This is a genomic window from Paraburkholderia sp. MM5496-R1, from assembly GCF_050436205.1.
Lineage (GTDB): Bacteria > Pseudomonadota > Gammaproteobacteria > Burkholderiales > Burkholderiaceae > Paraburkholderia > Paraburkholderia tuberum.
The window spans coordinates 2,442,715-2,456,080 of the sequence record NZ_JBNDLT010000002.1 but is presented as its reverse complement, the minus strand read 5'-3'; the positions used below and the strand labels follow the sequence as shown (position 1 = coordinate 2,456,080).

At 64.4% G+C, this 13,366-nt stretch carries 14 protein-coding genes; 3 read left to right on the top strand and 11 right to left on the bottom strand.

Going from position 1 to position 13,366, the window contains the following annotated elements; all coding sequences use genetic code 11:
- Positions 1-24: 24 nt before the first annotated feature.
- The 9 genes from hslU to OKW38_RS18250 form a co-directional block, all read right to left on the bottom strand.
- On the bottom strand, positions 25-1,371 hold the full coding sequence (gene hslU, locus OKW38_RS18290; RefSeq protein WP_090802203.1) for an ATP-dependent protease ATPase subunit HslU: 1,347 nt from the start codon (positions 1,369-1,371) through the stop codon (positions 25-27).
- Positions 1,372-1,381: 10 nt separating this feature from the next.
- Positions 1,382-1,918: an ATP-dependent protease subunit HslV gene (hslV, locus tag OKW38_RS18285; protein ID WP_027199403.1), complete on the bottom strand. Its 537-nt coding sequence runs from the start codon at positions 1,916-1,918 to the stop codon at positions 1,382-1,384.
- A 335-nt stretch (positions 1,919-2,253) separates the two neighbouring features.
- Positions 2,254-2,673 carry an RNA polymerase-binding protein DksA gene (dksA, locus tag OKW38_RS18280; protein WP_090802202.1) on the bottom strand — a complete coding sequence of 140 codons (420 nt, stop codon included), beginning with the start codon at positions 2,671-2,673 and terminating at the stop codon, positions 2,254-2,256.
- 682 nt (positions 2,674-3,355) lie between these two features.
- On the bottom strand, positions 3,356-4,456 hold the full coding sequence (locus OKW38_RS18275; protein WP_429335583.1) for a CobW family GTP-binding protein: 1,101 nt from the start codon (positions 4,454-4,456) through the stop codon (positions 3,356-3,358).
- A 230-nt stretch (positions 4,457-4,686) separates the two neighbouring features.
- On the bottom strand, positions 4,687-5,889 hold the full coding sequence (locus OKW38_RS18270) for a class I SAM-dependent rRNA methyltransferase (RefSeq protein ID WP_090802199.1): 1,203 nt from the start codon (positions 5,887-5,889) through the stop codon (positions 4,687-4,689).
- 61 nt (positions 5,890-5,950) lie between these two features.
- Entirely contained in the window at positions 5,951-6,874 is a 924-nt protein-coding gene (gene xerC, locus OKW38_RS18265) for a tyrosine recombinase XerC (protein ID WP_429362584.1), read from the bottom strand.
- A gap of 28 nt (positions 6,875-6,902) precedes the next feature.
- A complete protein-coding gene (locus OKW38_RS18260; RefSeq protein WP_184060885.1) occupies positions 6,903-7,649 on the bottom strand; it encodes a DUF484 family protein in 747 nt (248 codons plus the stop codon).
- Positions 7,650-7,706: 57 nt separating this feature from the next.
- Positions 7,707-8,642 carry a diaminopimelate epimerase gene (dapF, locus tag OKW38_RS18255; protein ID WP_429362583.1) on the bottom strand — a complete coding sequence of 312 codons (936 nt, stop codon included), beginning with the start codon at positions 8,640-8,642 and terminating at the stop codon, positions 7,707-7,709.
- 173 nt (positions 8,643-8,815) lie between these two features.
- Positions 8,816-9,700 carry a lipid A biosynthesis lauroyl acyltransferase gene (locus tag OKW38_RS18250; protein ID WP_429335586.1) on the bottom strand — a complete coding sequence of 295 codons (885 nt, stop codon included), beginning with the start codon at positions 9,698-9,700 and terminating at the stop codon, positions 8,816-8,818.
- 285 nt (positions 9,701-9,985) lie between these two features.
- Between OKW38_RS18250 and metK the strand changes: the two genes are divergently transcribed.
- Entirely contained in the window at positions 9,986-11,176 is a 1,191-nt protein-coding gene (metK, locus tag OKW38_RS18245; protein WP_187612088.1) for a methionine adenosyltransferase, read from the top strand.
- A gap of 231 nt (positions 11,177-11,407) precedes the next feature.
- Here the strand turns inward: metK and OKW38_RS18240 are convergent, their stop codons facing one another.
- On the bottom strand, positions 11,408-11,776 hold the full coding sequence (locus tag OKW38_RS18240) for a hypothetical protein (protein WP_429335587.1): 369 nt from the start codon (positions 11,774-11,776) through the stop codon (positions 11,408-11,410).
- Between the two features lie 91 nt (positions 11,777-11,867).
- On the opposite strand from OKW38_RS18240, the gene OKW38_RS18235 reads away from it, so the two are divergent.
- Together OKW38_RS18235 and OKW38_RS18230 are read left to right on the top strand one after the other, a co-directional pair.
- Positions 11,868-12,026 carry a hypothetical protein gene (locus tag OKW38_RS18235; protein ID WP_167368613.1) on the top strand — a complete coding sequence of 53 codons (159 nt, stop codon included), beginning with the start codon at positions 11,868-11,870 and terminating at the stop codon, positions 12,024-12,026.
- A gap of 322 nt (positions 12,027-12,348) precedes the next feature.
- Entirely contained in the window at positions 12,349-13,110 is a 762-nt protein-coding gene (locus OKW38_RS18230) for a phytanoyl-CoA dioxygenase family protein (protein ID WP_090802623.1), read from the top strand.
- 31 nt (positions 13,111-13,141) lie between these two features.
- On the opposite strand, the gene OKW38_RS18225 is transcribed toward OKW38_RS18230, so the two are convergent.
- A complete protein-coding gene (locus OKW38_RS18225) occupies positions 13,142-13,348 on the bottom strand; it encodes a DUF3185 family protein (protein ID WP_429362581.1) in 207 nt (68 codons plus the stop codon).
- Positions 13,349-13,366 lie beyond the last annotated feature (18 nt).

The following is a 13,366-nucleotide window of genomic DNA, read 5'->3' as shown; positions in this document are numbered from 1 at the left end:
CGCTTCGCGCTGTCACCGCGCATGTCAAAGCACGTAGCGCGACAGATCCTCGTCTTCGGCGATTTCGTTCAACGCGCTATCGACATACGCCGCGTCGATCTGCACTGCATGGCCCGAATGATTGCCGGCCGAGAACGACACTTCTTCGAGCAGTTTTTCAATCACCGTATAAAGACGCCGCGCGCCGATGTTCTCGGTCTTCTCGTTGACCGAGTACGCGATCTCGGCGAGACGGCGGATGCCGTCGTCGGCGAATTCGAGGTGCACGTCTTCGGTCGCGAGCAGGGCCTGGTATTGCTTGACGAGGCTCGCGTCCGTCGACACGAGGATCGATTCGAAGTCGTTGACCGACAGCGAATCGAGCTCGACGCGAATCGGGAAGCGTCCCTGCAGCTCGGGAATCAGATCGCTCGGCTTCGCGAGATGAAACGCGCCGCTCGCGATGAACAGGATGTGATCGGTCTTCACCATGCCGTACTTGGTGTTGATCGTCGTGCCTTCGACGAGCGGCAGCAGATCGCGCTGCACGCCCTGACGGGACACTTCACCGCCGCCCGCTTCGTTGCGCGACGCGATCTTGTCGATTTCGTCGAGGAACACGATGCCGTTCTGCTCGACGTTCTGCACCGCCTTGCTCTTCACCTCTTCGTCGTTCAGCATCTTGCCGGCTTCTTCGTCGGTGAGCACCTTCAGCGCTTCCTTGACCTTCATCTTGCGGCGCATCTTCTTGCCGCCGCCGATATTGGCGAACATCGAGCGGATCTGCTCGGTCATGTCTTCCATGCCCGGCGGCCCCATGATGTCCATGCCGACCTGCGGCTGCTCGACGTCGAGCTCGATTTCCTTGTCGTCGAGCTGGCCTTCGCGCAGGCGCTTGCGGAACGTTTGACGCGTCGTGCTGCCTTCATCGGCGGTGTCGGTCGAGCTCGAGCTCGAACCGAAGCCGACCGGCCGTGCGGTTGGCAGCAGGATGTCGAGGATGCGGTCTTCGGCCAGATCGCCGGCCTTGGTCCGCACTTTGCGCATTTCGGTTTCGCGGGTCTGCTTGACCGAAATTTCGATCAGGTCGCGCACGATACTGTCGACGTCGCGGCCCACGTAGCCGACTTCGGTGAATTTGGTCGCTTCGATCTTGATGAACGGCGCGTCCGCGAGCTTCGCGAGACGCCGCGCGATTTCGGTCTTGCCGACGCCGGTCGGTCCGATCATCAGGATGTTCTTCGGCGTGATTTCCTGGCGCAGCGGTTCGTCGACCTGCTGACGGCGCCAGCGGTTGCGCAGCGCGACCGCCACGGCCTTCTTCGCGCGGCCTTGGCCGATGATGTGTTTGTCGAGTTCGGAGACGATCTCGGCGGGGGTCATGGTGCTCATCGATGGGTCCTTACTCGATCGTCTCAATGACGCGGTTATGGTTCGTGTAAATGCACATGTCGCCGGCGATTTCCAGCGACTTCTCCACGATGTCGCGCGGCGACAGCTCGGTGTTGTCGGCAAGCGCCTTCGCGGCCGCCTGCGCGTACGCACCGCCCGAGCCGATCGCACAGATGCCGCCTTCGGGATCGAGCACGTCGCCGTTGCCGGTGATGACGAGCGTGGTGCTCGCGTCCGCGGCGATCAGCATCGCCTCGAGACGACGCAGCATGCGGTCGGTGCGCCAGTCTTTCGCGAGCTCCACGGCCGCGCGCGTCAGATTGCCCTGATGTTTTTCCAGCTTCGCCTCGAAGCGGTCGAGCAGCGAGAAGGCATCCGCCGTGCCGCCGGCGAAGCCGACCAGCACCTTGCCGTTGTAGATGCGCCGGACCTTCTTCGCGCCGCCTTTCATGACGATGTTGCCGAGCGTGACCTGGCCGTCGCCGCCGAGCGCCACCTTGTTGCCGCGGCGCACGGAAACGATCGTCGTGCCGTGAAATTGCTCCATATGCGTTCCTCTTTGCAAAACGGGTAGAACGCGGCAGCGCTGTGCGCTACCGCATGAATCCAGTCAGCGGACGGCGCGCCGGGCGGCGCGCTCGTGAGCGCATGTCCGATCTATTTTAGGGCGCGCGCGGTCATATCAAGATCCGCCGGAAGGCATAGGACGAAAAACTGAAAATCCGCTTAGCCTGAGAAACGAGGCGGGAAGGGACGGCGGGGCGGGACGGATGGCGGAGCATGCGCGGATGTCGCGCAAAAAGAAAAGGCGCACGATTCACCGTGCGCCTCTCGACGAAGCAGCGTTTTCAGGGCGCCAAGCCGAAGCCGCGCCGCAGATAATCAGTCGCCGAACAGCTTCTGGCGCAGTTCGCGGCGCTCCTGGGCTTCGAGCGACAGCGTAGCCGTGGGCCGCGCGAGCAGACGCGGAATGCCGATCGGCTCGCCGGTTTCCTCGCACCAGCCATAGTCGCCCGCCTCGATTCGCGCGATCGATTGCTGCACCTTCTTCAGCAGCTTGCGTTCGCGGTCGCGCGTGCGCAGTTCGAGCGCATGCTCTTCCTCGATCGTGGCGCGATCGGCCGGGTCCGGCACGATGACCGTTTCGCGCAGGTTCTCGGTCGTCTGGCCGGCGTTGCGGAGAATGTCCGCCTGCAACTGTTCGAGCCTGTTCTTGAAGAAGGCGAGCTGATCCGCATTCATGTAATCCTTGTCGCTCATCTTCAGGATTTCGGCTTCGGTCAAGAGTCGTTTCGTCGTCATCTGGCTTACTTCTTCAATGTGAGGCAAAACTCATAGGGCCCGCACTTTCGTATTGCCCGCAAACGCGTCGCGCGGACGCGCAGCGCAGGGTGGCCACGAACGTTGGACTGTCGTGACGCCGAAGCGCCAGGCGCCCACGCACCGGGCGTTGCTAGCTACGCCGCTGCGGGGCCGAACTCCTCTGGAAACCGATTCACACATGCTCCTGAGGCATCGCTCGCCGACGAGCGCGTGCCTTTTCAGGCCGTGCCCGCCGGCGTTTTCGGCGTGTCTCCGGACAAGGTTTTCCGGCGCCGTTTCAGGCCCGTCGCGGGATACGCGCGACCGGGCAATTCGTTGTCATTCTCCAGTGGGCACGTATTGTAACTGAATCACAATACGGCACCGCAACTGCTGAAAGCCAGCCTGCGGCGCTGAGATATCCCGAAAATATAACGCGCAGAAAGCCAAAAAGCGATGGTCGTGCACGCTTTAATACAGCAGGGTTTTCACGCGTTTTTCATATGGCCTGGATTCGAAAGGCCTCGGCGTGGCGGCGTCGCAGTTTCAGCAGAGGATTCACGCCCGCGCAGTCGGCGGCGGGCATCTCACCGCACTAGAAGTAGCACGGCGCATGCCGCGCTGCGCGCGGCGTGTCGTGGGCTTGCTCCGAGGCTTGCTTGCGCGACGGCGCTGCGCCCGCTCAGGCGAGGCAGGCGTCGAGACCGTCGGTGATCAGATCGCGCGGCAGCTCGATGCCGATGAACACCATCTTGTTGGTCTTCTTCTCGGCCGGTTGCCATTTCGCGGCGAGGTCACTGCCCATCATTTGATGCACGCCCTGGAACACGACCTTGCGATCGACGCCCTTCATGTACAGCACGCCCTTGTAGCGCAGCAGGTGCTCGCCATAGATCTGCAGGATGCCGCCGAGGAAGTCCTCGAGCTTGTTCGGATCGAACGGACGATCGCTGCGGTACACGAACGACTTGATCTTGTCGTCGTGATGCGCATGGTGGTGATGTCCGTGATCATGGCCTTCGTGATCGCAATGGCCATGGTCGTGATCGCAATTGGCGTGCTCGTGGTCATGGTCGCCTTGCGTGTGGCCGTGCTCGTCGTGCGCGTGCGCGTGGCTATGCGCGTGTTCGTCTTCACTCAGGAAGTCCGGATCGATTTCGAGCTTCGAGTTCAGGTTGAAGCCGCGCAGATCGAAAATTTCCTTGATGTCCGCCTCGCCGAAATTGACGACCTTGATCGCCGCCTTCGGGTTCATGTGCAGCAGACGGTGGCGCAGATCGCCCATGTGCCGCTCGTCGACGAGATCGGCCTTCGTGATGAACAGCCGGTCCGCGAAACCGACCTGGCGCTGCACCACTTCGTGCTGGTCGAGCTGATGGTTCGCGTGCTTCGCGTCGACCAGCGTGATGATCGCGTCGAGCAGGAATTCGCTCGCGATCTGGTCGTCCATGAAGAAGGTTTGCGCGACCGGGCCCGGATTCGCGAGGCCGGTGGTTTCGATCACGACGCGGTCGAAGTCCACTTCGCCCGCCTGCTTCTTCGCGGCCAGATCGTTGAGCACGCGCGACAGGTCGCCGCGAATCGTGCAGCAGATGCAGCCGTTGCTCATCTGGATGATCTGCTCGCTCGTGTCCTGCACGAGGATCTCGTTGTCGATGTTCTCTTCGCCGAACTCGTTCTCGATGACGGCGATCTTCATGCCATGCTTTTCGTTCAGGATGCGCTTGAGCAGGGTGGTTTTGCCGCTGCCGAGAAAGCCGGTCAGGATGGTGACTGGAATCATGTGGGTCGCCTGTAAGTCGTGAAACGGTGCGTGATCGGACGCTAGCGCAAGGCTAGCCAGATGCGTTAGGCGGGCCGCCGCAGCCAGATGGCGCGAGCCCCGTCCAGCCGGTCATTGAAACATATTTGCCTGGCGGGCGCAGGGGCGGCCGCGCTGCGGCCGGCTGATGGCCGCCCTGCGCGGAGGCGGGCCGCCGCCGCCACGCGCAATCACCGGGAAAATGAGGGCGATCAGGCGATTTGCAACAGCAGCCCCTTCAGATACTCGCCTTCGGGGAACGCAGTGAGCAGCGGATGATCGACGCCTGCGCCAAGGCGCTTCAGGATGCGTGCGTCGACGCGTGCGTCGGCGGCCGCGCCCGACACGATCTTCTGGAACAGCTCGGGATCGATCGCGCCCGAGCACGAGTACGTGAACAGCAAACCGCCCGGGCGCAGCAGCTTCAGGCCGGTCAGATTGATGTCCTTGTACGCGCGCGAGGCGCGGTCCACGTGCTCGCGCGATGGCGCGAATTTCGGCGGATCGAGCACGATCAGGTCGAAGCGTTCGCCTTCGTCGTAGAGGCGCCGCAATGTCTTGAACGCGTCGGCGTCGAGCCAGGTCGCGCGGTCGGCGTCGAAGCCGTTGGCCGCGACGTTCTGCTGCGCGAGCGCGAGCGCTTCACCCGACGAATCGACCGACACCACGCGCTTTGCGCCACCCCTGAGCGCCGCGAGCGAAAAGCCGCCGGTGTAGCAGAAGCAGTTCAGCACGTCGCGATCTTTCGCGAACTGCTGCACGAGCAGGCGGTTATCGCGCTGGTCGACATAGAAGCCGGTCTTGTGGCCGTTGCGCACGTCGACGTGATAGCGCACGCCGTTTTCGCTCGCGATCAGCTTCTCGGAAGGCGGCTCGCCCGCGAGCACGCCGGTGATCTGCTCGAGCCCTTCCTTCTGACGGATCGACACGTCCGAGCGCTCGTAGACGTTCGGGCAGCCGGTTGCGCCGACCAGCGCCGCGACGATCGCGTCCTTCCACGCTTCGACGCCGGCCGCCATGAACTGACAGACGATCTGGCTGCGCTGATCCGCGTCCTCGGCGACGTAGTAATCGACGATCAGGCCCGGCAGACCGTCCGCCTCGCCGAAGATCAGCCGCACGGCGCCGGTGTCGCGCACCATCGCCTGACGATGCGCGAACGCGCGCTGCACGCGGCGCTTGAAGAACGCGTGATCGATGGGCTCGGCTTCGTCGAAGCTCCAGACGCGCGCACGGATCTGCGAGTGCGGGCTGTAGGCGGCGCGGGCGAGAAAGCGGCCATCGTGCGCGCGCACGAGCACGGTCGCGCCGGGCGCGGGGCGGCCGTCGACGTGCTCGATCGCATTGGCATAAACCCACGGATGGCGGCGCAGCAGCGATTTTTCTTTCGACGGTTTGAGCGTAACGGTATTCATCAGGTGTAGGTAAGGTGCAAGCGAAGGCGGCGCGTCGTGGCGCGCGGCGTCAGTCGCGTGATCAGTTGCGTTTCTTTGCGCGAGGATGCGCGCTGTCGTAGACGTGGGCGAGGTGCTGGAAATCGAGGCCCGTATAAACCTGCGTCGCGGTGATGCTCGCGTGGCCGAGCAGTTCCTGCACGGCGCGCAGGTCGCCGCTCGACTGCAGCACGTGCGTCGCGAACGAATGGCGCAGCACGTGCGGATGCACGTTGGCCGGAATGCCGGCGGCGAGCGCCGCGCGCTTCACGCGCTCGCGCACGACGTTCGGCGACAGCCGGTTGCCGCGCGCCGACAGGAACAGCGGATGCGGATCGTGGCGGACCATCGGTTCGCGCACCGCGAGCCATGCGTTCAGCGCCGCGACCGCCTTGCTGCCCACCGGCACGACGCGCCGCCGGTTGCCTTTGCCGAGCACTTCGACTCCGCCGGAATCGAGTTTCAGCCAGCCGGCCGAGCGATAGCCGTCGACGTCGGCGAAACGCACGTCGAGGCCGACCAGTTCGGCGAGGCGCAGGCCCGACGAGTAGAACAGCTCGAGCATCGCGTGATCGCGCAGGCCTTCGGGCGAGTCGGCGGGCGGGCTGTCCATCAGGCGCGCGGTGTCGTCGACGGAAAGCGCCTTCGGCAGCATTTTCGCCTGCTTCGGCGCGCGCACCGCGGCGACCGGATTGGCCGGCAACTCGACGTGGCCCGCGAGCCAGCGATAAAACGCCCGCCATGCCGACAGCCGATGGCCGATCGACCGCGCGGTGAGACCGCCCGCATGCGCGCGCGCGACGGCGCCGCGGATGTCGACGGCGGTGAGGCTTTCGAGCGCTCGGCCTTTGGCGAGCTGCTTCAGTTCCGCGAGCTCATGCGTGTAGCCGCGCAGGGTGTGCGCCGACAGCCGCCGCTCGTGCTCGAGATGCGACAGGTAGGCGGCGATCGGGTCGGCGGCGGTCACGGTACGCGGTGACGTTGCGTGGCGCGGCTCAGCGCGGCAGCAGCCGGCTCAGCGCGGCGCTCGCGAGCGCGCCGATCTGCGTGAGGAAATCGGTGGCCATGCCTTCGTGGAAGCGCCGCGGGTCGGATGAGCCCATCACGAGCAGGCCGAACGTCGGCGCGTCTTCGACACCTTCGGGGTCGCGCAGCGCGAGCAGCGCGATCGATTCGGTGCTCTGCGCCGTCCCGTTCGACGCGACGCCGAGGTCGTCGGTCGCGCTTGCCGCCGGGTTGGTCGTCCCGTGGGACGCGACCGCAGCTTGCGCGAGCCATTGCGCGGCCTCGAAGCCGGTGTTTGCGCCGCAGTACGGCGTGCTCAGGCTGCCCGCGAAAATCCGCACTTCCTCGCTGACGTGGCGCGCGAAGTCCGCTTGCGCATACGGTTCGGCGACGTCCCACACGCGCAATGCCGCTTGCGGCACGTCGAAGATGTCGCGCAGACCGCCGGCGATCGTGCGCGGCAGCGCGTAGGGATCGCGCTCGGCCATCACACGGATGGTCCAGCGGTTGAATTTCGACGCGATGCTGTCGTTCTCGTGACCGTAGCGCAGCAGTTCGGCAAGACGCCGCTCCAGATGCTTGTTCTTGTCGCGCAGCATCTCCATCTGCCGCTCCTGCAGCGACACCGCGGCTTTGCCGTGCGGGTTCGCGAGCCGGATCGTCGCGAGCGTTTCCGCGTGTTCGACGAAGAATTCGGGATTGGCGAGCAGGTATTCGGCGACTTCGCGATCGTTCATGGTTTCGGCTAGAGGACTACGGGACGGCCGCCTCACGGCGGCGCGTCGGTCAATGAGTTAGACGGAGGGCGCCATGTCGGCCGGGCTGGACGGATTGTGCTGCGTCGAGTCCGACGAGGCGCTCGACGCCTCTTCGGCCAACTCGATCTCCCCTTCGAAGACGGTGGCTGCGGGGCCGGCCATCAGCAGCGGCGCGCCTGGGTGCGCGCTGTCCCACGTGATGGTCAGATCGCCGCCGTGCGTATGTACGAGCACCGGCGAATCCAGCAGCCCGCGCCGGATACCGGCCGCGACCGCCGCGCACGCGCCGGTGCCGCACGCGAGCGTTTCGCCTGCGCCGCGTTCGTAGACGCGCAGCCTGATCTCGTTGCGGTTGACGATCTGCATGAAGCCCGCGTTGACCCGCTGCGGGAAGCGCGTGTGCCGCTCGACGGCCGGACCTTCGGCGAGCACCGGGAACACCTCGGCATCGTCGACGACCTGCACGGCGTGCGGATTGCCCATCGACACCACCGACATCCAGCGCGTCGCGCCGTTCACGTCGAGCGGCCAGAGCGTATCCTCGCCTTCGCGGCGGCCTTGCAGACCCTTGATCGCGAACGGCACGAGTTCGGGATCGAACACGGGCGTGCCCATGTCGACGATCACTTCGCCGTTGTCCTGCATCGTCAGCGTGATCGTGCCTTTCTGGACCTGCACGCGCACGCTGCGCTGGTCGGTGAGACCGCGCTCGCGCACGAACTTGACGAAGCAGCGCGCGCCGTTGCCGCAGTGTTCGACCTCCCCGCCGTCGCAATTGAAGATGCGATATCTGAAATCGACGCCTTCGACGGTCGGCTTTTCGACCAGCAGCAACTGGTCGGCGCCGACGCCGAAATGGCGGTTCGCCAACGCGCGCACCTGCGCCGTGGTTAGATCAACCGGCTGGGTATAGCCGTCGAGTACGACGAAGTCGTTGCCCGCGCCGTGCATTTTGGTGAATTTGAGCTTCACGTTTTCCGTGTATCCGTTGCTGCGTAGGGCTTCGCGCGTGCGGGCGGAGCCGAAAATCCCGGCCTCACCGGTCGTTGGGCGAATCGCCCATTGGAGCCGTGCCCGGCCAATAGCAGATGATACACGTTGGCACATCGGAAACGGTACGGCTGGCAAGGAGCCCAGCCCCACCTTCAATACACCCCCGGCACCCCCGGCGGGCGTGTCTTGAACCGCTTGTGCACCCAGTAATACTGCTCGGGCATCAGCGGAATCTGCTCTTCGAGAAACTCGTTCATGCGTCGCGCATCAGCGTCATCGTCGCCGGTCGGATAGTCGTCCCAAGGTTTGAAGACCTTGAGCCGGTAGCCCTTGTAGTTCGGTAGCACCTCGCCGATGAACGGTACGACCTGCGCGTGCCCGACCTTGGCGAGACGGCCGACTGCGGTCAGCGTGCAGGTCGGCACGCCGAAGAACGGCACGAACGTCGAATTGCGCGCGCCGTAGTCCATGTCCGCGCCGAGCATCACCGGTTTGCGTTCGCGCAGCCAGCGCAGCACGACGCGCGCGCTGTCCGCGCGGCTCGCCATGTCCGCGCCGAAACGCGCGCGCGCTGCTTTGGCGGCTTCCTCGAACTCCTGATTCGACATCGGCTGATAGAGCGAGCCGCACTGGCGCTTCAGCGAATAGTTCAGAAAGATCGAACCGGCCTCGATGCCGACAAAATGAAAGCCGAGAAACAATGTGGGCGGCAGGTTCGGATCCGTCAGGTCGATCGCGCTGTCGAGCTGGATCAGCTTGTCGAGCTTCTTCGCCGAGCCGAACCACTGCACGCTGCGCTCGACATAGCTGCGGATCGCATGACGGAAGTGCTTTTGCGCGACGTCCTCGCGGCGCTCGTCGCTCCAGTCGGGGAAGCACAGCTTGAGATTGGTATGAACGATGCGCTTGCGAGGGCTCGGGATCTGGTAGAGCAGCCAGCCGAGCCCGTCACCGAGACGGGCGACGAATCCGTAAGGCAACAGCGCAAAGAGTTTGAGGAGCCCGATCGCCAGCTTCGCGCCGTAGCGGCTCAGCATGCAGCCTCCAGGCGCGCGGCGCCGCAGGGGGCGAAATTGTGGAAAGCGAAAAAATTGACGTGATACCGCACTCGTTTCGGCTCTGTGACATTCAAAGGAAGTCGCTATAATAAAGGCTTCGCCGAGTTAATAGACAACTTGCGGGGCGAAGCCGGCGGGTGCGGTCCATGGGTTTTCATGGGTTATGCGTCCATCGGTCAGGTAATCCGCTAAAGCGTCGCCGCTTCAGACTCCCGAAGTCGGCTACGTGGAACGCAACCGTAACCACTAACAGGAGTCTGCAACGTGGCAAACGACTATCTCTTCACTTCCGAATCCGTTTCCGAAGGCCATCCCGACAAAGTCGCGGACCAGATCTCGGACGCGATCCTCGACGCCATCCTCGCTCAAGACAAGTACTCGCGTGTCGCGGCCGAAACGCTGTGCAACACGGGTCTCGTCGTGCTGGCCGGTGAAATCACCACCACCGCGAACGTCGACTACATCCAGATCGCGCGCAACACGATCAAGCGCATCGGCTACGACAACACCGACTACGGCATCGACTACCGCGGCTGCGCGGTGCTCGTCGCCTACGACAAGCAGTCGCCGGACATCGCCCAAGGCGTGGACCGCGCGCACGACAACAACCTCGATCAAGGCGCGGGCGACCAGGGCCTGATGTTCGGTTACGCGTGCGAGGAAACGCCGGAACTGATGCCGCTGCCGATCCACCTGTCGCACCGCCTCGTCGAGCGTCAGGCGAATCTGCGCCGCGACGGCCGTCTGCCCTGGCTGCGTCCGGATGCCAAGTCGCAGGTCACCGTGCGCTACGTCGACGGCAAGCCGCATTCGATCGACACCGTCGTACTGTCCACCCAGCATTCGCCGGACATCGCGCTCGACACGCTGCGCGAAGCGGTGATCGAGGAAGTGATCAAGCCGACGCTGCCGGCCGAGCTGATCAAGGGTGACATCAAGTTCCTCGTGAACCCGACCGGTCGTTTCGTGATCGGCGGTCCGCAGGGCGATTGCGGTCTGACGGGCCGCAAGATCATCGTCGATACGTACGGCGGCGCGGCGCCGCACGGCGGCGGCGCATTCTCGGGCAAGGATCCGTCGAAGGTGGACCGCTCGGCAGCGTACGCCGGCCGTTACGTCGCCAAGAACATCGTGGCCGCGGGCCTCGCATCGCGCTGCCTGATCCAGGTGTCGTACGCGATCGGCGTCGCCCAGCCGACCTCGGTGATGGTCAACACGTTCGGCAGCGGCCGCGTGTCGGATGCGACGATCACGGAACTCGTGCGTCAGCATTTCGACCTGCGTCCGAAGGGCATCATCCAGATGCTCGACCTGCTGCGCCCGATCTACGAGAAGAGCGCGGCGTATGGTCATTTCGGCCGCGAAGAGCCGGAATTCACGTGGGAAGCCACCGACAAGGCGCTCGCACTCGCTGAAGCGGCAGGCACTGAGCCGGTCGCGGCGCTTGCCGAATAAGGTCGAGCCGATCGCCGCTTGAAAGCAAACAAACCCCGCCGGCGTGAGCCGGCGGGGTTTTTCTTTGTCTATCGATGGCGTAGCGATGCCGCCGCGCGAAGCACGTCGTCGAGGCGGCGCGCTCGAAGTCTTGCGGTGCTCGAAGTCAGCCCAGCGGTGAACGGCCAGCCGGTCGGCAGATCAGCGGTCTAGCCACTCAACGCGCAACTGCAACTCACCGGCCCAGCAATCTCACCGGCTCGCAAACGCAAACGCGAACGCGAACCACCCGCCGCTGCTCGTCGACAGGCGACGCGGTCGGCGGCTCGCAGGCGTGTGCACCGCCGGCGCGCGTTTCGCGACCGCGAGGCGCAACGGTGTCGGTTTGCGCAGCAGCGTGCGCAGCGACAGACGGCGCGTGCCGCTCTGCTGGCGTAGCGCCGAGAAGAACGTATGGAACCAGGTGCGAAAGCCGTCGACGGCCTTCGCGTCGCGCCACTGCTCGCCGAGCGCGCGGGTGCGCGCGGCATGATGGCGCAGCGCCCGCAACATATGGCGGCGCGCGGGACGCGCCGCTTTCAGCGCGGCGCGGGTAAGACGGGTGCTCAAAAGAGTATGCATGGCTTCACATTTAGGCAATGAACCGCACGTCGGCGCGTGCACCGGATGTGCACGGACAAACAGCACCATATGTGCCAATGACGGGGTTGCGATGAACGGCCTGAAAGCGGGAAATTCGGTGCGGGTCGTGGCGCGGGAGATTGCGACGCGAAACACGGCGCACAGCGCAGCGAAGGTACAACGCGGAGAAATCGACGGCACGGGCCCTGACGGCCTGCGCACAACAGAAAACTGCGTAAGCGACGATTGACATGCGAGCAGGCTACACGGGAATCATGACGTCAGAAAGTCGGTTATTACCCTGCGCGAACCAGATTTCTCCCTGGATCGAATCGTCGCGGATGCCAGTCTGCTGTCACCCCTTACGGGCGATTTGCGTGCGCGTTTGCCCAGCGAATGTGCGATGCGGGCGCTCCGCGCGCCTGAAACCGGTGCATTGGCGCGCCGCGAAAAGCGAAGGCGACCGGCGCAAAAGATCAGCAGGACGCAGGAGCCTCTCGCGGTGAACCAACGCAACCCGATCGCGCCCGTTTTACAATCGAACATCAGTCAGTCGACGGTAACGGAACGCCATGTCACTCCATTCGAAGAAAGAGCAGATTCAAACGTTGCGGGAGCAGGGTTTTGTCGTCGTGCCAGGACTCGTGTCGCCCGAGCGTTGCGACGAGCTGAAGCGGATCGCGCAGCGGCAGCTGCAGGAAGCGGCGGCGCCGATCGAATTCGAAGCGGATTTGCAGTATCCGGGCGCGCCGTCATCGAAGGATGCTCCAGGCGGACATACGGTGCGGCGCCTGCTCGACGCGTACGGTCGTCACCCCGCGTTCGCGCAATGGGCGACCGCGCCCGAAATCCGTGGCTGGATGGAGCTGTATTTTGGCGAGGAGCCGCGTCTGTCGCGCGCGCATCACAACTGCATGATGACCAAGCACCCCGCGTACGGCAGCCTGACCGGCTGGCATCGCGACGTGCGCTACTGGTCGTTCGAGCGCGACGATCTGATGTCGGTGTGGCTCGCGGTCGGCCCGGAAACCGTCGATAACGGCGCGCTGTGGTTCGTGCCGCAATCGCACGGCGCCGCGTTCACATCGGACCGTTTCGACGAAGCGAAGTTTTTCCGCACGGATCTCGCCGAGAACGACGCCGCGATCCGCACGGCGGTGTCGCCCGAGCTGAAGACTGGCGACGTGGTGTTCTTTCACTGCAACACGCTGCACTCGGCCGGCAAGAATCTGAGCGACCAGGTGAAGTTCTCGCTGGTGTTCACCTATCACGGCGCAAGCAATGTGCCGCTGCCCGGCACGCGCTCGGCCGCGAAGCCCGAGATTGCGTTCTAGATTATTTTGGTCGCGGGCCTCGCGCCGACGCTCAGCGCTTGCGCCCCGACATCGCGATTCCCGTCAGCCCGGCGAGCGTCGCCACCACGCCCGCGACGATCAGCAGGATCGCCTTGTTGCTCGGCGAGCCGGTAAAGAAGCGCGACACGTCGCTGCTCACCGAATTGAACGCCTGCCCGCCGAAATACAGCAGCACGATACCGCCGACAATCAGCGCGAGCGAAATCGCTTTCGTCATCTGCACCTCCCATCAACC

Coding starts and splice junctions, on each gene's coding strand:
- hslV (WP_027199403.1), bottom strand. CDS start 1,918: ATGGAGCAATTTCACGGCACGACGATCGTTTCCGTGCGCCGCGGCAAC.
- hslU (WP_090802203.1), bottom strand. CDS start 1,371: ATGAGCACCATGACCCCCGCCGAGATCGTCTCCGAACTCGACAAACAC.
- OKW38_RS18250 (WP_429335586.1), bottom strand. CDS start 9,700: ATGCTGAGCCGCTACGGCGCGAAGCTGGCGATCGGGCTCCTCAAACTC.
- OKW38_RS18260 (WP_184060885.1), bottom strand. CDS start 7,649: ATGAACGATCGCGAAGTCGCCGAATACCTGCTCGCCAATCCCGAATTC.
- OKW38_RS18230 (WP_090802623.1), top strand. CDS start 12,349: ATGTCACTCCATTCGAAGAAAGAGCAGATTCAAACGTTGCGGGAGCAG.
- OKW38_RS18270 (WP_090802199.1), bottom strand. CDS start 5,889: ATGAATACCGTTACGCTCAAACCGTCGAAAGAAAAATCGCTGCTGCGC.
- OKW38_RS18225 (WP_429362581.1), bottom strand. CDS start 13,348: ATGACGAAAGCGATTTCGCTCGCGCTGATTGTCGGCGGTATCGTGCTG.
- dksA (WP_090802202.1), bottom strand. CDS start 2,673: ATGACGACGAAACGACTCTTGACCGAAGCCGAAATCCTGAAGATGAGC.
- OKW38_RS18275 (WP_429335583.1), bottom strand. CDS start 4,456: ATGATTCCAGTCACCATCCTGACCGGCTTTCTCGGCAGCGGCAAAACC.
- OKW38_RS18235 (WP_167368613.1), top strand. CDS start 11,868: ATGAACGGCCTGAAAGCGGGAAATTCGGTGCGGGTCGTGGCGCGGGAG.
- OKW38_RS18240 (WP_429335587.1), bottom strand. CDS start 11,776: ATGCATACTCTTTTGAGCACCCGTCTTACCCGCGCCGCGCTGAAAGCG.